We start from the raw sequence: 17750 nt of genomic DNA on the forward strand, positions 1-17750 counted from the left end.
CTATTGACCGTGACAGTCTGTCTCACTAATCTGAGTGTTACAGCTTGTATCAGGTATTCGAAAGTTGGAGCCGACATGGGCAACGAGGCCGCAGTCATCCCACAGGAATCCTTCGCGCAGCGCCTGCTGACCGGTTCGGTGAAGAAGTCGTACGAACCTGCCATCGACATGGACTGGGACGCACCGCTCGATCCCGACAAACTGTTTCTGCCGCCGGAGGTGGTTTCGCTCTACGGCACCGCGCTGTGGGAATCGATGACTCCGCAGCAGCGCCGGGAACTGTCGCGCCAGGAGCTGGCCAATGTCCTGTCCGTCGGCATTTGGTTCGAGAATCTGCTCAACCGCCTGCTGCTGCGGGAACTGATGCGCGATGATCCGACCACCCGGCATTCGCACTACACCCTCACCGAAATGGGTGACGAGTGCAGGCACATGATGATGTTCGGCAAGCTCATCGACCGGATCGAGGCGCGTCCGTACTGGCCACGGCTGCCCGGCCGCCTCGCCATCGGGACCCTGCCGCTGTTTCTGCGCGGGTCGATGACCTGGGTGGGCGCACTCGTCGGCGAGGAGATCTTCGACGCGCTGCAGCGGCGCACCCTCGACGATCCGGAGTTGCAGCCCTTGGTTTCCCGGGCGATGCGGATCCACGTCACCGAGGAGGCGCGCCATATCGGATTCGCCCGCGACGCACTGGCGCGCCGGGTGCCGAGCATGTCGCAGGCCGAATTGGCCTACACGCGGCTATGTGTCGCGGTGGCCGCACCGCTGTTCGTCTACCTGATGACCAACCGGCACATGTACGACCGGGCCGGGCTGGACGGTCGCGCGGCGCGCCGGATCGCCACGAACAACCCGTATGCGAAGAAGGCGCTCGGTACCGGCGCCGCGAACCTCGGTGCGTTCCTGGACAAGCAGGGCTTGATCGGCCCGTTGGGCAAGCGAATCTGGCGCTGGCGGGGACTCTACGCATGACCGAACCCGAAATCGTCATTGTCGGAGCCGGAATCGGTGGCATCGGCATGGCGATCGAGCTACGCAAGTCCGGTTTCGACGACTTCGTCGTGCTGGACAAGGCCGAGGAGACCGAGCAGTGGACCCGCATGTTCGCCGGGCAGCCACAGATATTGGAGTATCTGCACCGCACCGTGGACAAATTCGACATTCGCAAGCATATTCGGCTGCGGTCCGAAGTCGCCGCACTCGACTTCGATGACGAGACGGACCGCTGGCACGTGCAGACCGCGGACGGGCGGCACTTTCAGCCGCGCGCGGTGGTGATGGCACCGGGACACGAACCGTGCGTGCCGGACCTTCCGGGCCGGGATGTGTACCGGGGATACAGTTTCCACTCGACGCAGTGGGGCCACGATTTCGAAGTAGCTGGCAAGCGGATCGCCGTCATCGGAGCCGGTTCCAGCGCAGTGCAATTCGTACCGCAGATCGCCGAGCAGGCCGCGCAGGTGACCGTGTTCCAGCGGACACCACACTTGATCGCGCCGAAGCCGGATGGGCTGCGCTCTTCGGTTCAGCATCGGATGTTCCGGTATCTGCCAGGGGCGCAACGGCTCTACCGCTGGGCGATCCATTGGGGCTACGAGTCGTTGACGCCGGCATTCATGAATCCGGAGCTCATGCGTCGCGCGGAGATGGCGGCGCCGGCGCATCGGCGTCGTCAAGTGGCCGACCCGGAGCTGCGGCGCAGCCTTACGCCGGACCACCGCCTCGGATGTAAGCGAATTCTGGTGTCCGACAACTATTACCCGGCGCTGCAGCGGGATAATGTCGCGCTGGTAACCTCACCGATCGCCTCGATCACCGAGTTCGGGATCGTCACCGCCGATGGTATCGAGCAGGAATTCGACGCCATCGTGTACGGGACCGGGTTCGAGATCTGCGACCGGTTCGGCGATCAGCACATCGTCGGCGCGAATGGGCTCACTCTCCACAAGGCGTGGCGCCCTGGGATGCAAGGGTTCCTCGGCATCGCCGTGCACGGCTTCCCGAACCTGTTCCTCATCATGGGCCCGAATTCCGGTGGCGGAAATCAGTCCATCGTCTTCATGATCGAGGCGCAGGCCCGCTATATCCGCCAATGCCTGGAGCTGCTGCGCAAGACCTCCGCAAGTCGGATCGAGGTCCGCGCCGCGACCCAGCACGAATTCAATCGGCGGGTGCAGTCTAAAGCGGCCCGCGTCTCCTACTGGCGCACCATGCGCCGACCCGACCCCGTCCACTACGACCTGACCGTGCCAGCGGATCGTGAACCGGCACACGAGTATTCGGGTCCGGCGCTGCTCGACGCCCCGGGGGTGGAAGTACCGGTCGAAGTCACCCTCGGCGGGCATCCGGATCCGATCGACGGCCGCTACCACTGGTACGGACGCGTCGCCCCGAGCGACGGCCACGAATTGCCCGATCCCGGACGCGCCGAGGTTCTGCTCACCCTGCCCGGCGGCGTGCCGACCGCGGGTCGCCTCCAGGAGCGCGACCCCTGGGGCAACCTCCGCATCGTCGGTATCGGCACCCCGCCCTACCCGCTGGCCGCGGTCTGAGTGGCCGGGCGCAGCAGCCAGGCGCGCAACGCCTCGGTGACCTCATCGGGGCGTTCTTCCATGATGAAATGGTCGCCGCCGTCGATGCGGACCAGCGTGGCGTGGGGAATTGCTTCGGCAAGTTCGCGTGCGGTGCGGAACGGGATAGCCGGGTCGTGGTCGCCCCAGATGACAGTCGTCGGGCAGCTGATCGCACCCAGTCCGGCAGCCAATTCCGGGCGGATCCGGACGCGATAGCCGGACCAGAAGTGGGCGTTCCAGCGACGACCGGCCGCAGTGTCCAAGACTGCGAGGTACCGACGCAGCTGTTCGCTGTCGAAGGATCCGTTGCGCACGTACGGTGCGAGACCGACGCGATGCACCCATTGAATGGCCCGTGCGGTGACGAGCGGCCGCAGCAGCGCGGTCCGTGCCAGCACGGTCAGCAAGCCGAACAGCAGGTAGTACGGCGGCGTGAAAATGCCCTGCGCCCGTGAATTCAGAATCGCGAAGCGGCGCACCCGTTCCGGATGACGCTGCAGAAACCCCAATCCGAGGAAACCGCCGTAGTCGTGACAGGCCAGATCGACACGCTCCAGGCCGAGCGCATCCAACATGCGCCCGATCCGCTCGACCTCGCTGTCGTAGTCACAACTCAAAGCCGTATCCCGATCGGAAGCACCCCAACCGAGCCAGTCCGGTGCGATGACCCGCCGCGATAGTGCGAGCGGGCCGATCTGGTGCCGCCATGCGGCGTGACTCTCCGGCCAGCCGTGCAACAGCACCAGCGGATCACCCTGCCCGACATCGACATAACGCAGCCGCGCGCCGTCGACCGTGACCTCCCTCAGCTCGAAGGTCGATTCCGCCTGCCCATCCAGCTTCATCCTGATCTCCCGTCTGTCCTGCGACTTTCTGTATCGTCGCGGATATGGCGCGGTCGGCACTTCCAGAAACGTGCGCTCCCGAAACGGCGGTCACCTCCGCCCGGCTCTGGCTACGACTCGGCCACGCGATCTACATCGGGCCCGGGATGGCTCTTGGCGCGCACTCCACCGCGATCGCCGGTCTCGGGGTCGGACTCGACGCCCCGTTCCGGGTCCGGGTCGCGGACGCTGCGGACATCACCGCCCGCAGCTTCCTGTTCCGGGCCCGCGTCACGCACCACATCCTGGACACCGACGTGCCCAAGCTCTTCTGCTTCTTCGACCCGACCTCGGAAAATATGGCCCGCTGCCTCGGCGGTATGCGCCGCACCGTCAACGGATACAGCGCCGACCATCGCAACGAGGCCGAACTGATCGAGCTGTGCGCCGACCCGGCACCGGACATCGACCGTCTGCTCGAGCTGGCCAGCATCCCGGTTCCCACCATCCGCGATCCCCGCATCGCCGCCGTCGCCACGGCCATCCGCGCCGATCCGACCCAGCAGCAACGCGCAGCCGAAAAGGCAAGTGCCGCAGGACTATCCACCTCCTACTTCCTGCGTACCTTCGCCGAACAGACCGGCACCAGTTTCCGCCGTTACGTGCAGTGGGCGCGGATGCTGCGCGTCGGCAGGGCCTACGCCGCGGGCCACGACCTCACCCGCGCCGCCGTGGACGCGGGTTTCGCCTCCCCTTCGCATTTCAGCGATACCTTCCGCGCCATGTTCGGCCTCACCCCCACCGCCTTCCTCACCATAAACGGCGAGCTGCACATCGACTGACCTAGACGTCGAAGTAGAGCTCGAATTCGTAGGGGTGCGGGCGGACATTGATTTCGGAGATCTCGTTATCGCGCTTGAGGCGGATCCAGGTTTCGAGCAGGTCGTCGGTGAAGACATTGCCTTCGGTCAGGTAGTCGTTATCGGCTTCCAGTCGGTCGATAACGCTGTCGAGGCTGGGCGGGGTTTGGGTGACCTCGGCGGATTCCTCCGGGGTGAGCTCGTAGAGGTCTTTATCGATCGGGACGGGGGGTTCGATCTTGCGGCGGATACCGTCCAGACCGGCCATCATCATGGCGGCGAAGGCCAGGTACGGATTGCCCGAGGAGTCGGGGCAGCGGAATTCCAGACGCTTGGCCTTCGGATTCGCGCCCGTGACCGGAATGCGCACGGCCGCTGAGCGATTGCGCTGACTGTAGACCAGATTCACGGGTGCCTCGAACCCGGGCACCAGGCGCTTGTAGGAGTTCACGGTCGGATTTGTGAATGCCAGCAACGATGACGCATGCAGTAACAGTCCGCCGATATAGTGCCGGGCCAGATCGGACAGGCCCGCATATCCGGCTTCGTCGTAGAACAGTGGGATGCCGTTCAACCACAGGGATTGGTGCACATGCATGCCGGAACCGTTGTCGCCGAACAGTGGTTTGGGCATGAAGGTGACGGTCTTGCCCTCGGCCCATGCGGTGTTCTTGATGATGTACTTGTACAGCTGTAGGTCATCGGCGGCGGCCAGCAGGGTATTGAATTTGTAGTTGATCTCGGCCTGGCCCGCCGTACCGACCTCGTGGTGCCCCTTCTCCAATTCGAAGCCGGCGTTCTGCAGATTCGTGCACATCCGATCGCGCACATCGACATCGGCGTCGTACGGTGCCACCGGGAAGTAGCCGCCCTTCGGGCGCACCTTGTACCCGCGGTTGATCGTGCCGTCCGGATTGTATTCGGCGCCGGTGTTCCAGTCGGCGGAGGACGAATCCACCTCGTAGAAGGCGCCGTTCATCTTGGTGTCGTAGCGCACGGCGTCGAAGATGTAGAACTCCGCCTCCGGTCCGAAGTAGGCGGTATCGGCGATGCCGGTGCTCTTCAGATACTCCTCGGCCTTGCGCGCGACATTGCGCGGATCGCGGCTGTAGGCCTCGTGCGTATGCGGATCGTGCACGAAGCAGTTCAAATTCAGGGTCTTCGCGGCACGGAAGGGGTCCAATTGCGCGGTGCGCAGATCCGGGAGCAGCAACATATCCGATTCGTGGATCGACTGGAATCCGCGCACCGACGAGCCGTCGAAGGCGATCCCGTTGTCGACCAGATCCGCGCCGAATGTTACGGCCGGTATCGAAAAGTGTTGCTGCACACCGGGAACGTCGCAGAATCGAATATCGACGTATTCGACTTCCGCGGCGCAGATGTATTCCAGAATTCCGTCGGTGGTGGCAGTCAAGGCTGCTCGCTCGTTCAACACGGCTTGCTCCTCGCTTTCGCGGCGCAGGTCTATCCGCGGGTGGCGAGGCGACGCCCTGACGACCGGACCCGTCCATGGGTCACGGCAGGTCCTGCTCGCCGAGTCTCACGATACGACTTCGACATCAATGACGGACCCGAATCCGGGCGAGAAACGGACCGATCCGGCGTGTCCGCGGCCACCCCGGGCAGCCGCACAAAGTTCGCGCGAGAGTTTCCCAGGCGCGGTCCTCAACCCGCTGGTGCCGGGCAAACCACCCACGAGATGAACTTCGCCATCTCCGACACCACGGTCGCGGGCACGGCGGTGGCTGATCTGCACGTCCGCGCGGACTGCGCCTGAGCGACGCTATTCGAAACGATGACGTGTCGATTTGTCATCGGTGACGTGATCCAGTACGTCAGCCCGGAGCGTTATCGACCTGTCGACCCGCGATCGTTGGTCATGTGCACAAGGTGAGGCCCGACAGTCTGCTCGTTTGTCGCTAGCGCCACGGTTCGTCGATGCGCCGTGCTGATGGGCCCGCTCGCGGGCACCGTCGTGGTGATCGGTGAGCAGCGTCCGTACAACACCGCGCTGATCTGCCTCGATCCCGACCTGGTGCAGGCTTTCGGCCGGCGCAACAGGCTCACCGCAACCACCGTCGCCGAATTCGCGAAGAATCCGGAGGTCTTGGCTGCAATCGAGCAAGGTGCGGCCGCCGCCAATGGCAAACTCTCCCGGGTGGAGCAGATCAAGAAGTACATCGTGCTACCGGAGGTGTGGGAGCCCGCAAGCGATGTTCTGACGGCGACCGGCAAACTCGAGCGCTCCCCGATCGCCACCCGCTACAACGACACGATCGAGAGCTTGTACTCGTAGTGCGGGACGGAGAAGCTCAATGACGCCGACGCGGACCCGGGTCGTCGACGATTTGCATCGAAGAGCCGCGTCGCTGGTCGACGGGTTCTACGAAAGCCTGCCGCCGTACCCGCGGATCCCGCAGTCCCTGGTCGAGACCGATTTCGCGCGCGGCACGAAACTCAATGTCGACCTGTTCTTCGAATATCTGCGCCGCGGCACCGAACCCTCCGAGGAGGAGACCGGGGAGCTCGTCGAGCTGGCCATGGACCGGCTCCGCGACGGCACGCCACTGACCGAGGTGCTGGACCGATATCGGCTCGGCTCGGCCTTCATCTGGGACCGGCTGCGCGAAGCGGCCACCCCCGCCGAGCAGGAACTGCTGCTCGACGCCTCGCTGGTGCTGCTGAAGTACATCACGCTGGTCATGACGCGCATCGCGGGCGCGGCCACCCTGCGCTCGCACGATCCGCGCTGGGAATTGCTGGAGCGTCGCCGAGGTATCGCCGAGGCCCTGCTCACCGGACGCGATCCGGTGGAGTGGGCCAATGATCCGGTCATTCCGGTCGCGGACGACTTCCTCGTCGCGGTATTCCGCCTCTGCGGCACCCGCGGCGGGCACGCTTCGGCGCTGCGGCACCGGGTCGAGGCGATTCCGGGCGTCTTCCTGCGGCTGGACCCGGGCGGCTGGACCGCATTGATCCCGCTGCAACCCGGCGATGACGGTACGGCCGCGATCACCGGTCTCACTGCACGACTACCAGCACATCAGCCCGATCGAACGCCGCCCTACTGGGTCGGTGTCGGTACCGCGGCGAGCAGGGCCCAGATCCCGACGATCTTTGCCGAGGCGCGGGTGCTGGCCGAACTGGGTCGATGCCTGACACGTCGCGAAATACTCTGCCGCAGAATGGATTTGCAGTTCGAATACACGGTAGCGGTCAGTGATGCGGCACGGCCCGGGCTGGCGTCGGTACTCGCGCCCCTCGATACACAGCCCATGCTGGCGGAAACCCTCGAGGTGTTCGTCGACAGCGGTTTCAACCAGTTGGCGACGGCGCGTCAGCTCAGCGTGCACCGGAATACGGTCACCTACCGCCTGTCCCGCGTCCACGAACTCACCGGCCTCGACCCGCATCGCCCCGCCGACGCCATGACCCTATCCGCGGCCCGACTGGCCCGCCGCCTCGAATCCGCTGCCTTCGGGCCCTGAGTTCGGTCACTCCGACAAACAACGCAAGCCGCAGCGCGGGTCGCCACCGCCAGATTTCTCGGATCGATGCTGCCGGGCGGTTCGAGCTGCGCTGCGGTCCCGGCCGCGTCATGCGACGCAGTTCAGCCGCAGTGCGCCGCTCGGTGGTGTGCAGCTGTGGTTCCCCTGCGCCGGTGACGGTCTCGCTGCGCATCCGATTCCCGGACACCCCGATCGCCCGGCCCTTGATCACCGGCTTCGTCGATCGCGTCGCCGTTACCCTGACAGCGGCCGTGCGGCCGGGATAGTCTCCGTGGGGGATCCGATTCGGGATTCGCAGTCACCCGGGAGCATCCGATGATGAAGGCTCTGGTTACCGACGGGGCATCCACCTCGCCCCGATCCGTGCACTACGTCTCCGGGTCGCCCGGTGAATTGCGTTGGGAGGGTACCGCATTGCTGCGCGCCGGCGTGCTCGCCTTCGGCGGCAGCATCGGTCCCACCGCTTTGCACGCCCATCACGCCGTCCAAGTGGTCGCCGCATGTACTCCGGTGGTCGTGGTGGACGCGAGCGGCATTCGGCATCGCGGCACATATGTCATCGTGCCCGCCGACGCACCGCATCGCATCGCCACCGGGGCAGAGCGCGGCACCGCGATCTATCTCGATCCGGAGTCCGTCGCGGGCGCGGCCGCCGACCGCAGAGCCCACACCTACGGGTGGGCCGATTGTAAGCATTCCCTGCCCATCGATCCGGAGCGGGAAACACTCGCCGAACTGGTCGCCGAGGTGGTCGATGATCTCGAACGCGACAATTCGCACAGCATCGAGGACGAGCGCCACGAGGCAGTGGCCGAGGTGCTGCGACTGCTGCCTTCCATCGTCGCCGACGGACCGATCCGCGGCGCGGATGTCGCACGCCGGGTCGGCATTTCCGCAACCCGACTCACCCATCTGTTCACCGAACAGGTCGGAATTCCATTGCGGCCCTATATTCTCTGGCTCCGACTACATGTGGCGATAACCCGCGTCCGCTCCGGAGACGATCTCACCGCCGCCGCCCACGCCGCCGGTTTCGCCGATAGCTCCCACCTGACCCGCACCTGCCGCCGCACCTTCGGACTGCCGCCCTCGGCCCTGAACCGACGCGTCGACTGGGATCTCGGCGACGCCCCGTAGGTCCAGCCGAATCGTTCAAGTCATGCCGGGCACGGCCGACCAGGCTTGCCCCTATGACCACCATTGTCTACACGCCCACACAGCGTCTCGCGTGCTACGGCTATGTGCCCGTCATGCTGATCGGCCTCATCGGCGTCGGTATTGCGCTGAGTTCCGCTGGCGCGCTGAAATTTTCGTTACTGCTCATACTGGCGGTCGCGATCGTCGCCTCGTTTCTGGTGGAGCGACTGATTCCGTACCGGGCCTGTTCACGCTGATCTGGGATCACCTGTTCCGCACCTACTCCTACGATCCGGCACGACGCTTCGGCACCGACGATCTCGGTATGGCAGCGAAACCCGACTACCCGACCGGTATGTCGACCAGTTCGTCTACCCCTTCACAGCGGACGGCGGCTGTGCAATGTAGTCGGTAAGCTCTTGGCATGTTCTCGCGGGTACACATCATGGCGTTTGCGGTCTTCGCACTCGTCGTGCCCGCGCTCGCCCTGGCCGCGGCGCCGTCGAATGAACCGGCGGCACTGGCCGTCTTCGGTGTCATCGCCGCCTCGCTGACCTTGACGCTGCTCGCCCTGCAGAGCACTCGACGTATCCCGATGGCGCTGGCCCGCTCGGGCCCGCCACCCTCGGCGCAACGTCGCCGCCGGGGTTCCTTCCTGCGTCAGAGCAATCCGGACACCGCCGGACGTCCGCGCCCACGAGCACCTGGTTCGGTCACCGCTTAGCGATCACTCGCCGCCTGGTCCCCAGGCGATTCGGCTGACCATCCCATCGACGTGCGCATACGCACGTTCCCACAGTCAGGTGCTCTCATGCTCGACTTCATCTATTATCCGGTGTCCGCCATTCTCTGGTTGTGGCACACCGCCTTCGCCGCCGTCCTGGGCCCCCTCAGCGGACTCGCGTGGGTACTCGCGGTGATATTTCTCGTGATCACTCTCCGCGCAGCGCTATTCCTGCCATTTTTGAGACAAGCGCGCATCCAGGCGGCTGCGCAGCGGCTGCAACCCCGCGTCAAAGCCATTCAGCAGAAATACAAAGACGATCCGGTCCGCAGGAATACCGAAATCCAGCAGTTGTACAAGGACAACGGTGTCAATCTCTTCTCGAGCCTGATTCCGATGATCGCCCAGGTCTTCGTATTCGTCGGCCTGTTCCATGTGCTGCGTTCGTTCGACCGCACCGGGACCTTCGACTATCTACCGTTCGGGCGTACCGCGACAATGACGGGCGAACAGAATGCCGCGACTGCGAATTACCTCTTCGGTCCGGGTGATGTGCAGTCGTTCCTGCATGCCGATCTGTTCGGCGCACCGCTGTCGGCAACACTCGCCGGTGCCGGCGAACTGCTGTCGACCGTGGCGGTCGTGGCCCTTCCACTCATGCTGATCGCCTCTATCGCAACGCATTTCACTGCGCGTGCGTCAATGGATCGGCAGACCGGGGCGACGCAATTGCCCTTCATGCGCACGCTGAGCCTGTGGGTCTTCCCGGCGGCCGCGATTCTCGGCGGCGCATTGCTACCGGTGGCGATCCTGCTGTACTTCGTCACGAACAATGCCTGGACGCTCGCACAACAGCACTTCGTCTACCGCCGCCTCGATGCCGAAACAGCCGCCGAGGCAAGCGAATCGCCGCGACCCGGGCCGACGCCACCCCCAAACCGGGCGTGAAACCGAAGCGGCGATAAATCATTCGCGGACCTGTACCGCGAACCCTATGGTTGTTCCAGGTCGAGTCAAGGGGCGCAGCGGAATCTCCGCACCCGCGTTCCCCGTGTCGGGCTCGGTCTCGCACCTGGCGAAGGGCTCCAAGCCTGGATGGGTTCGATTCCCACTGCGATGTCACCCGGTTCCGGTCGGATACGGCAAACGGCTCTGCGGGCTCCGCGGCTACGGCCGCGGGACGCCCCCGCCGCGAACCCGTGACCGGAACCGGGTGATATCCGAAACAACCAGGCAGCCAACGACACACGGTAGGGGAGGAGTGAAACATGTACACGACGGTCATGGAGTGGCAGCGAACGCTGCTGTACCGCGACGGCACACTCGAGCGAGTTCTCGAGCCAGGACGCCACCGCTACGACGCCAAGCGCTGCACGCTGATCGTCGTCGACATGCGGCCCCGGCTGCTGAATGTCAGCGGCCAGGAACTGCTCACCCGCGACGGACTCGCACTGCGGGTCAGCTACGCACTGAACTGGCAGGTCACCGATCCGGAGGCGTTCACCATTGGTGCACAGTACCCGGAAAGCGTGCTGTACGCGGCGGTGCAGGATGCCGCCCGCCGGGCGGTGGCAAGCCATTCCCTCGACGAACTCGTCACCGACCGCACGCTGCTCGTCGGGGACATCGCCGAAATCAGCACGGCGGTAACAGGACTCGGCATACGCATCGACGCACTCAACGCCCGCGACCTGATGCTGCCCGGTGAACTACGCAAGGCCGCACTGGAAACCGTGCTCGCCAAGGAACGCGGCCGGGCCGAGCTCGAACGAGCGCGGGCGGAAGCGGCCGCACTACGGTCACTGGCCAATACCGCGCGACTGCTCGAGGAACACCCGACACTGCTGCGACTGCGCACCCTGCAGGTCGCAACCACGCCGGGAACACAGGTCGTGCTCGACCCGCGCGAGCGCACGTGAGCTGAAAGCCCTTGTCCACGCGGACGAGGGCTTTCAGCGTTGGGCGACCTCAGGCGCAGTCCGACCACATTGGAAAGGGACCGCGAATTCCGATACGCACCCTCGATCCGCAGACCATCCAGTCGTCGGGATCGGACGGCCATCAGCCCAAGATCAGGACATCCGCGACATGACGAATCATCAAGGACCCGTTTGTGTTCCGATTGGGTCATATTACGCATACGGAGCGCCGGAATGGGCAGGCGGGCAGCAGCCTGTGCACGGCAGCCCTACACTCGACGCACATGAATGCTCTCGACGGAGGTGATCGGCGGTTGAACCCCAGGGATCCGCGCGACCAGCACACCGCACATTACGAAGCGGGTTATCAGCCGAGGAACTACCGTGATCCCGCGTACAGCCAAGATCACGGATACAGCCAAGATCACGGATACAGCCCAGACCACGGATACGGCACGTACCAGCAGTCCGATTATCCGGACCGGCAGTCTCGACCACAGCAGGGGCCGGACGTCAACATCGGCATGTTCGTTGGGGGTGTGTTCGCGGCGGCGGTGGTGACCGCGCTCGCGGCATGGCTGTGCGCCTGGATTATCGAGATCATCGCCACCCGGGTGACCGAGAGCGGCAATTTCGGGGTGTGGAACCCCATGTCCCAGGACGCGTACTGGTTCGCGGCCGTGGCCTTCATCTGCACGCTGCTGGCCGGGGTGCTCTGGTATCTGCTGCGCCTGGGAACTCCGTCACCGGAATTGTTCTTCAACTGGATCGTGGGAATCCTCACCGCCGCGGCGGTGATCATTCCACTCGCACTGTCGAGCCACCTCTGGGTGGGGATCTCCACGGCGGTCGAACATTTGGTGATCGGGCTCCCGATCCTCAGCATGGTGGGCATGGTGGGCGCCAAGAGCATCATCAACCAGTGATGAACAGCCCGACTGAAGGCCGAAATCCCTTGTAGCGCAGGGAATTTCGGCCCTTTCACATCCGTCAGGCAGCGTCGAGGGCCGCGGTGATCTTGCGGGCCATCGCGGCCGCGGCCAGGCTGGGCTCCCCCTTGCGGGGCCCGGCAGCGGCTTCGACGGCGATCAGGACCGTGCCACGGAAGTTGTCGGCCTCCCGCGGGTCCTGCTCGCCGAGCAGCCTCGTGGCCGCGGTCAGGGCGGGCAGCACCTGATCGGCGAGTTCGGCGACGGACTTGCCTTGCAGGTGGATGTCTTTGGACTTGGCGGCGAGTACGTGCCCGACCAGCCCGGTCGCCGAGGTCAGGACGATCGAGGCCTGCGTGATGCCCTTGTGCGGCGCACCGGAGGCGGCCATCAGCGACACCGCGCCGTAGGCGGCGGTGCGCAGGGTGCTGTGGTCCTGGTCGGTCAGGGAGATGGTGATCGACATGTCGTGTACTCCTCGAAATCGGTTGTGGCGCCGACTGAAACCGTGTCGGTGCCGGTCGTCTTGTTCGATGTGAACACTGTCGCCGGGTTGGCTGACACCGACCTGACACACACCTGACACCCCCTCTGACACCGCGATCGAGCAGTTACTCATGCTTGGTCCAGCCCGGCGTCCCCCGGCTGTGCATACCCCCGCGCACTCTGTCCCGGCAGGAAATCCCTGGTCGCGGCCTCGCCGCCATGACAGACTGCATCTTGGAGATGCCTTCTGGGAATGATCGGAGGATCGGAGCGGAGTTGGAACCGACGACGAATGAGTCGGATGCTGTCCACCGAACTCGCACCTTGCTGGCATCGGTTGTCAGGCGGTTCGCCGATACCTGGGATAAGACCGGTGCGCCACCAGACCTCGCGGAGTATCTGCCGGATGCGCCCGGATTGCGGCGGATGTGTCTGATCGAGCTGATCAAGGTCGATCTGGAGTACCGATGGCTGCGCTACGACCATCCGAAGCGGCTCGCCCAGTACTGCGCCGAATACACCGAGCTGTGCACCGGGCCGACGCCACCCGATCTGGCCTACGAGGAATTCCATGTGCGGCGCCGATCCGGACGCGACCAGGATCCCGGCACGCAGCCCACCGAAGTGGGGACCACCGCGCCGACCGGGTCCGATATCAACTACCGCAGCACGCTGATCGCCCCGCCGCGGTCTCTGGAAGCGCTCAACGGGATCAGCGCCGGTGCGAGCGTGGACGATTTCGACCTGCTCGTCGGACTGGGCAGCGGCGCCTTCGCACGGGTATTCCTGGCACGGCAACGGTCGATGCAACGGCTGGTCGCGGTGAAGATCTCGTACAACCGCGGCACCGAGCCGGAGACGCTGGCGCAGCTCGATCACGAGCACATCGTGCGGGTCTTCGATCATCGGCTGATCGAGAACGGCGAGCTCAAATTGATGTACATGCAGTACCTTCCGGGCGGCACGCTGCTCGGGGTGCTGAATCTGGTGCGTGCGCGATCACCGGAGCTCCGCGGCGGCGCCCTGCTGCTCGACGCCGTCGATCACGCCATTCAGGACCAGGGCGGCATCGTCCCGAGTGGGACCGGTATCCGCGGCGATATCACCGGATACTCGTGGCCGGAAACGGTGGCGTGGCTCGGCAGCCGGCTCGCCGAAGCGCTCGACTACGCCGCGCGCAGCGGGGTGTTGCATCGCGATATCAAACCCGCCAATGTGCTGCTGACCGCGGAAGGCATTCCGAAGCTCGCCGACTTCAATGTCAGCTTCAGCAACCATGTGGCCGGAACCAATCCGATGGCGTACTTCGGCGGGTCGCTGGCCTACATGTCCCCCGAACAACTCGCCGCCTGCCATCCGGAGCTGCCGACCACCGCCGAAGATCTGGACTTGCGCAGCGATATCTATGCGCTCGGCGTCATGCTGTGGGAACTGTTGACCGGCCGCAGGCCCTTCGACGACGAACCACTGGCAGGTGAATCCGAAACCTCGCTGGCGCGCATGCTGGAGCTGCGGCAGCAAGACATCGAACCACGGTTCCTGTCCGAGCTGCCGCCGGACTGCCCGCCGACCCTGTGCCGAGTGTTGCTGAAATGCCTTGCGCCACAGCGGGACAACCGTTGGTCGAGCGGCGCCGAGTTGGCGCGGCAGTTCGAGCTGTGCCTGGACCGTCGCGCCCGCGATCTCGTGGACCCGCAGGGAAGCAGTCTGCGTTCGATAGTCGGTCCCTGGTCGCTGGGGGCGATCGTCACCCTGGCCAGCGCGACCGGAGGGTTCCTCGGCGTGCTGTACGGCAACGTGCACAACAGGGCCTTGATCGAGGCGTGGATTCCGGACGACCAGCGACAGTCCTTGCGGGCCATCAACCCAGTGCTCGAACTGATCATCCCCCTGCTGGTCCTCATCGTGACGAACTACCTGTGCCGCAGGGTTTTCTTGGTGGTATGGCGCGGACTGAGGAAGGGCCGGACGTTCACCCCTGAGATTCTGGCGCTGGCACGAAGGGACACCCTGTCTGTCGGTGACCGAGTCGCCTGGGTCGCATTCGCCGGGTGGAGCGTCAGCGCGATCGTGACCACGATGGCACTGCTCAGCGACACCGACCTGTCCCTCGGCCAGGTGGTGCACTTGTCCGCTTCACTTCTGGTCTCCGGCGCGATCGCCGTCGCCTACCCGTTTTTTCTCGTCACCCTGTTCGTCGTCCGTGCCATCTACCCCCGCCTTCTCCCATACGGCACCACGCCCGAGGACCACGCCAACCTCAGCGCCCTCAGCCGCCGCAGCACCCGCTACCTCGCAGTCGCCGCATCAATTCCATTGATCGGCGTCATCCACGGTCTGATGTTCCTGAAACCGGACGAGGTCGCCCTGGTCACCGATTCGATCCGCTGGCTCGCCATCGCAGGCGTCTTCGGCTTCATCGGCAACTATTGGCTGCACCGAAAACTCGAGGATGACCTGCAAGCATTCCGACGCACGCTGTCCGGCAGCTCGCGGCAGAACCAGCGCTGACCACCGTGCCGATACACCACAGTGATGCGGCGACGCCCGCAGTCCTATAGCACAGCAGGGGAGAGACGACTCGGTTTCCGCGTGTTTCGTGCCGGCGCGCGGCGCGACAACTCGCCTGGTAACGCCGGATCGCCCTCATCGCGGCGGCGCCCCGAGCGCGTCGTCGACTCTAGGTCGCGCAGCGCCGAGATCGAAGGTCGGCTGCGAGATCGGGTCCGCCGCACGCTAATACGCGGCACTCTTGAATAATTCAATCGAATTTGATCATGTAATTCGCATCCGGAATGAAGATCAAATTGTGTTACTTCGGCAAAATATATCGTTAGCGGAGTATTAACGGTGATTATTGACACAATAAGAGAAGTGGATTTGCAGATCACTTCTTCATAACATTTGTGGTGCACGCCCTGATGGCGTCGTTATCCATCTGTGAAAGGAAGCTCCGTAGATGTTCTCTCGCAAGGCCCTGGTCGCCGCCACCACCGTCTCCGCCGCCGCCCTGTTCTTCGGCCCGGTCGCGATGGCCTCAGCCGCTCCCGCCGCCACCGGCTCGGCCGCCACCGGCTCTGCCTCGGGTTCGGCCGACGGCGGCTCGTCCTCGGGTTCGGCCGGCTCGTCCTCCGGTTCCGCCCTGTTCGACTCCGGCAGCTCGGCCGTCGACCACGGCACCACCGCCATCCTCAACATCATCAATTCGATCACCGGCATCAGGGACCTGAACCAGCCCAAGCCTGCCTCCTGACTCGGTCTCGGTAGATCACCGCTTCGTCCGTGACGCCTCTCGGGGCCGGATTCCTTTTGTGCCGCTACGCCACACATCGGCGAATGCGCACTATTGCAGTGAATTTGCCCAATTCGAACAGTTCATTCGCCGGGTAGAGTAACCACGGCTGGGTGAACTCTGATGGCTCCGTTTGTCTGCCAACGAGATAGCTCTCCGCGGTGAGCATCCGAAGCTTCCTTGAACACCGGGTTTCGGGCCGTCCGGAGAACTCGCCGGACGGCCCGAAATTTCCGGAGAGTTCGAAACGCAGCCCGTCGTGGCGAGACGAGCTCAGCGGCGCCTGCCGCGCCGACCGCCTACCTGACGGACCACGTCCGACCAGCGATCGAGCCTTGGCCGACCGGTCCGCCGAGTCCATGTACCTGAGCGACCCCTCCAGCCGAGTGCCGAGGCGCCGACACCGGCTGGTCGCCTATTGCGCTGCCATCAATCAGAGCTCGGCACTTGGGTGCCCAGCGCCGTTGTGGGGACACCGTAGGGCAGGAACCGCACGCGACGACGTTCGTCGGTATTGTCGCGATGCGCACGCAAAGCCTCGAGCTCACTCGGAAAAACCTGCTCGACCCTGGCCTCGCCGGCCTCATCGATGCTGTAGATGGCCCACACTCCACTGCCGGTCTCGCCGGTGGTCTCGCCCTCCGGCTTCGGTGGCCGCGTGCGCTCCGGCTGAACAAACTGGCCCAGCAGCGACGCCAGCGTACTCCCGCTGGTGCGATCGATGTATTCGCCGGCCTTTCCGAGCAGGTCACGGAATTCGATCCCCGCCTCCCGCAACGCGCGCTCGAATTCTTCCGGATCGAACCCAAAAGGCCTGTCGGGTGCCATCACATTGCTCCTGGAGTCGACTTCGGCGCTACGCCTTCAGTGTCCTCGCGTAATTCCGAGTTCGCCACGTCCAGCGATGATCACCGCGCGACGCGGCGAACTCGTCCCACCGGATCGGCTGTGCCAGGCCGTGTGTTCGAGGTCGCATGGATTTGCTTCGGCACGCCCGCATAATCACCCGCGGTCCGTAGACTTCGGCCGTGACCGATATCGCGGACTTTGCTCGGCTGATCGCCGGCGATCATGGCCTATGCGTCGTCTCGACCTCGCGGACCGATGGCACTGTTCAGTCCTCGCTCGTCAACGCAGGAGTGTTGGCGCACCCGCAGACCGGTGAGCCCGTGGTGGGCATGGTCCTGCGCGGTGGTACGCGCAAATTGGACAACCTCCGTGTTCGGGCGCGGATGACGGTTGTCGTCCGTGTCGGGTGGGCGTGGGCGACCGTCGAGGGATCGGTGTGGATCGCGGGTCCCGACGACCCGATGCCGGACATCGACGCCGAACGGCTGCGGCAGTTGCTGCGGGAGGTTTTCACTGCGGCAGGTGGCACCCACGACGACTGGGACGAATATGACCGGGTCATGGCTGCCGAGCGCCGCGCAGTCGTTCTCGTCGTCCCGGATCGCATCTACGGCAACGGCTGAGGCGCCGAAGGGACGGGCG

The 17750-nt window shown here is 64.7% G+C and carries 18 protein-coding genes; 14 read left to right on the forward strand and 4 right to left on the reverse strand.

Annotated elements, in window-relative coordinates; all coding sequences use genetic code 11:
• Positions 1-75: 75 nt before the first annotated feature.
• Positions 76-975 (forward strand): AurF N-oxygenase family protein, encoded by a 900-nt coding sequence (locus tag ACQPYR_RS24630; RefSeq protein ID WP_433621317.1) that lies wholly within the window; start codon positions 76-78, stop codon positions 973-975.
• Positions 972-2555 carry a DUF4873 domain-containing protein gene (locus tag ACQPYR_RS24635; RefSeq protein WP_433621318.1) on the forward strand — a complete coding sequence of 528 codons (1584 nt, stop codon included), beginning with the start codon at positions 972-974 and terminating at the stop codon, positions 2553-2555. The genes ACQPYR_RS24630 and ACQPYR_RS24635 overlap by 4 nt, the downstream gene beginning before the upstream one ends.
• Here ACQPYR_RS24635 and ACQPYR_RS24640 read toward each other — a convergent pair.
• Positions 2534-3421, reverse strand: coding sequence for an alpha/beta fold hydrolase (locus ACQPYR_RS24640; RefSeq protein WP_433621319.1), 888 nt, complete (start codon positions 3419-3421; stop codon positions 2534-2536). The genes ACQPYR_RS24635 and ACQPYR_RS24640 overlap by 22 nt on opposite strands.
• A gap of 44 nt (positions 3422-3465) precedes the next feature.
• On the opposite strand from ACQPYR_RS24640, the gene ACQPYR_RS24645 reads away from it, so the two are divergent.
• Complete coding sequence (locus tag ACQPYR_RS24645; RefSeq protein WP_433621320.1) at positions 3466-4242, forward strand: helix-turn-helix domain-containing protein; 777 nt, start codon at positions 3466-3468, stop codon at positions 4240-4242.
• Position 4243: 1 nt separating this feature from the next.
• Here the strand turns inward: ACQPYR_RS24645 and glnA are convergent, their stop codons facing one another.
• Positions 4244-5677: a type I glutamate--ammonia ligase gene (gene glnA / locus ACQPYR_RS24650; protein WP_433635233.1), complete on the reverse strand. Its 1434-nt coding sequence runs from the start codon at positions 5675-5677 to the stop codon at positions 4244-4246.
• 531 nt (positions 5678-6208) lie between these two features.
• On the opposite strand from glnA, the gene ACQPYR_RS24655 reads away from it, so the two are divergent.
• The 8 genes from ACQPYR_RS24655 to ACQPYR_RS24690 all read left to right on the forward strand — a co-directional run bounded on the left by ACQPYR_RS24655 (position 6209) and on the right by ACQPYR_RS24690 (position 12478).
• Positions 6209-6559, forward strand: coding sequence for a hypothetical protein (locus tag ACQPYR_RS24655; RefSeq protein WP_433621321.1), 351 nt, complete (start codon positions 6209-6211; stop codon positions 6557-6559).
• Between the two features lie 19 nt (positions 6560-6578).
• Entirely contained in the window at positions 6579-7751 is a 1173-nt protein-coding gene (locus tag ACQPYR_RS24660) for a PucR family transcriptional regulator (protein WP_433621322.1), read from the forward strand.
• 336 nt (positions 7752-8087) lie between these two features.
• On the forward strand, positions 8088-8909 hold the full coding sequence (locus ACQPYR_RS24665) for a helix-turn-helix domain-containing protein (protein ID WP_433621323.1): 822 nt from the start codon (positions 8088-8090) through the stop codon (positions 8907-8909).
• Between the two features lie 53 nt (positions 8910-8962).
• Positions 8963-9166, forward strand: coding sequence for a hypothetical protein (locus ACQPYR_RS24670; RefSeq protein ID WP_433621324.1), 204 nt, complete (start codon positions 8963-8965; stop codon positions 9164-9166).
• Positions 9167-9333: 167 nt separating this feature from the next.
• Positions 9334-9633: a DUF6412 domain-containing protein gene (locus ACQPYR_RS24675; RefSeq protein WP_433621325.1), complete on the forward strand. Its 300-nt coding sequence runs from the start codon at positions 9334-9336 to the stop codon at positions 9631-9633.
• A gap of 87 nt (positions 9634-9720) precedes the next feature.
• On the forward strand, positions 9721-10581 hold the full coding sequence (yidC, locus tag ACQPYR_RS24680) for a membrane protein insertase YidC (RefSeq protein ID WP_433621326.1): 861 nt from the start codon (positions 9721-9723) through the stop codon (positions 10579-10581).
• 320 nt (positions 10582-10901) lie between these two features.
• Positions 10902-11552: a slipin family protein gene (locus ACQPYR_RS24685; protein ID WP_433621327.1), complete on the forward strand. Its 651-nt coding sequence runs from the start codon at positions 10902-10904 to the stop codon at positions 11550-11552.
• Between the two features lie 284 nt (positions 11553-11836).
• Positions 11837-12478 (forward strand): hypothetical protein, encoded by a 642-nt coding sequence (locus tag ACQPYR_RS24690; protein WP_433621328.1) that lies wholly within the window; start codon positions 11837-11839, stop codon positions 12476-12478.
• A 64-nt stretch (positions 12479-12542) separates the two neighbouring features.
• Here the strand turns inward: ACQPYR_RS24690 and ACQPYR_RS24695 are convergent, their stop codons facing one another.
• Entirely contained in the window at positions 12543-12947 is a 405-nt protein-coding gene (locus ACQPYR_RS24695; RefSeq protein ID WP_433621329.1) for a hypothetical protein, read from the reverse strand.
• A 344-nt stretch (positions 12948-13291) separates the two neighbouring features.
• Here ACQPYR_RS24695 and ACQPYR_RS24700 point away from each other — a divergent pair, with 344 nt between their 5' ends.
• Positions 13292-15478, forward strand: a complete 2187-nt coding sequence (locus tag ACQPYR_RS24700; protein WP_433621330.1) for a serine/threonine-protein kinase — start codon at positions 13292-13294, stop codon at positions 15476-15478.
• Positions 15479-15926: 448 nt separating this feature from the next.
• Entirely contained in the window at positions 15927-16220 is a 294-nt protein-coding gene (locus ACQPYR_RS24705) for a hypothetical protein (RefSeq protein ID WP_433621331.1), read from the forward strand.
• 468 nt (positions 16221-16688) lie between these two features.
• On the opposite strand, the gene ACQPYR_RS24710 is transcribed toward ACQPYR_RS24705, so the two are convergent.
• Positions 16689-17087, reverse strand: a complete 399-nt coding sequence (locus ACQPYR_RS24710) for a hypothetical protein (RefSeq protein WP_433621332.1) — start codon at positions 17085-17087, stop codon at positions 16689-16691.
• 200 nt (positions 17088-17287) lie between these two features.
• Between ACQPYR_RS24710 and ACQPYR_RS24715 the strand changes: the two genes are divergently transcribed.
• Positions 17288-17731, forward strand: coding sequence for a pyridoxamine 5'-phosphate oxidase (locus ACQPYR_RS24715; RefSeq protein ID WP_433621333.1), 444 nt, complete (start codon positions 17288-17290; stop codon positions 17729-17731).
• The last annotated feature ends 19 nt before the right edge of the window (positions 17732-17750 follow it).

Origin of the sequence: Nocardia sp. CA-120079, assembly GCF_050955745.1 — a bacterium.
Taxonomy (GTDB): domain Bacteria; phylum Actinomycetota; class Actinomycetes; order Mycobacteriales; family Mycobacteriaceae; genus Nocardia.

What these genes read in the sequence shown, in the direction of transcription:
- ACQPYR_RS24675 (WP_433621325.1), top strand. Translation starts at nt 9,334, where the DNA reads ATGTTCTCGCGGGTACACATCATGGCGTTTGCGGTCTTCGCACTCGTC.
- ACQPYR_RS24660 (WP_433621322.1), top strand. Translation starts at nt 6,579, where the DNA reads ATGACGCCGACGCGGACCCGGGTCGTCGACGATTTGCATCGAAGAGCC.
- ACQPYR_RS24665 (WP_433621323.1), top strand. Translation starts at nt 8,088, where the DNA reads ATGATGAAGGCTCTGGTTACCGACGGGGCATCCACCTCGCCCCGATCC.
- ACQPYR_RS24685 (WP_433621327.1), top strand. Translation starts at nt 10,902, where the DNA reads ATGTACACGACGGTCATGGAGTGGCAGCGAACGCTGCTGTACCGCGAC.
- ACQPYR_RS24705 (WP_433621331.1), top strand. Translation starts at nt 15,927, where the DNA reads ATGTTCTCTCGCAAGGCCCTGGTCGCCGCCACCACCGTCTCCGCCGCC.
- ACQPYR_RS24640 (WP_433621319.1), bottom strand. Translation starts at nt 3,421, where the DNA reads ATGAAGCTGGATGGGCAGGCGGAATCGACCTTCGAGCTGAGGGAGGTC.
- ACQPYR_RS24695 (WP_433621329.1), bottom strand. Translation starts at nt 12,947, where the DNA reads ATGTCGATCACCATCTCCCTGACCGACCAGGACCACAGCACCCTGCGC.
- ACQPYR_RS24630 (WP_433621317.1), top strand. Translation starts at nt 76, where the DNA reads ATGGGCAACGAGGCCGCAGTCATCCCACAGGAATCCTTCGCGCAGCGC.
- ACQPYR_RS24635 (WP_433621318.1), top strand. Translation starts at nt 972, where the DNA reads ATGACCGAACCCGAAATCGTCATTGTCGGAGCCGGAATCGGTGGCATC.
- ACQPYR_RS24710 (WP_433621332.1), bottom strand. Translation starts at nt 17,087, where the DNA reads ATGGCACCCGACAGGCCTTTTGGGTTCGATCCGGAAGAATTCGAGCGC.
- yidC (WP_433621326.1), top strand. Translation starts at nt 9,721, where the DNA reads ATGCTCGACTTCATCTATTATCCGGTGTCCGCCATTCTCTGGTTGTGG.
- ACQPYR_RS24670 (WP_433621324.1), top strand. Translation starts at nt 8,963, where the DNA reads ATGACCACCATTGTCTACACGCCCACACAGCGTCTCGCGTGCTACGGC.
- ACQPYR_RS24645 (WP_433621320.1), top strand. Translation starts at nt 3,466, where the DNA reads ATGGCGCGGTCGGCACTTCCAGAAACGTGCGCTCCCGAAACGGCGGTC.
- ACQPYR_RS24690 (WP_433621328.1), top strand. Translation starts at nt 11,837, where the DNA reads ATGAATGCTCTCGACGGAGGTGATCGGCGGTTGAACCCCAGGGATCCG.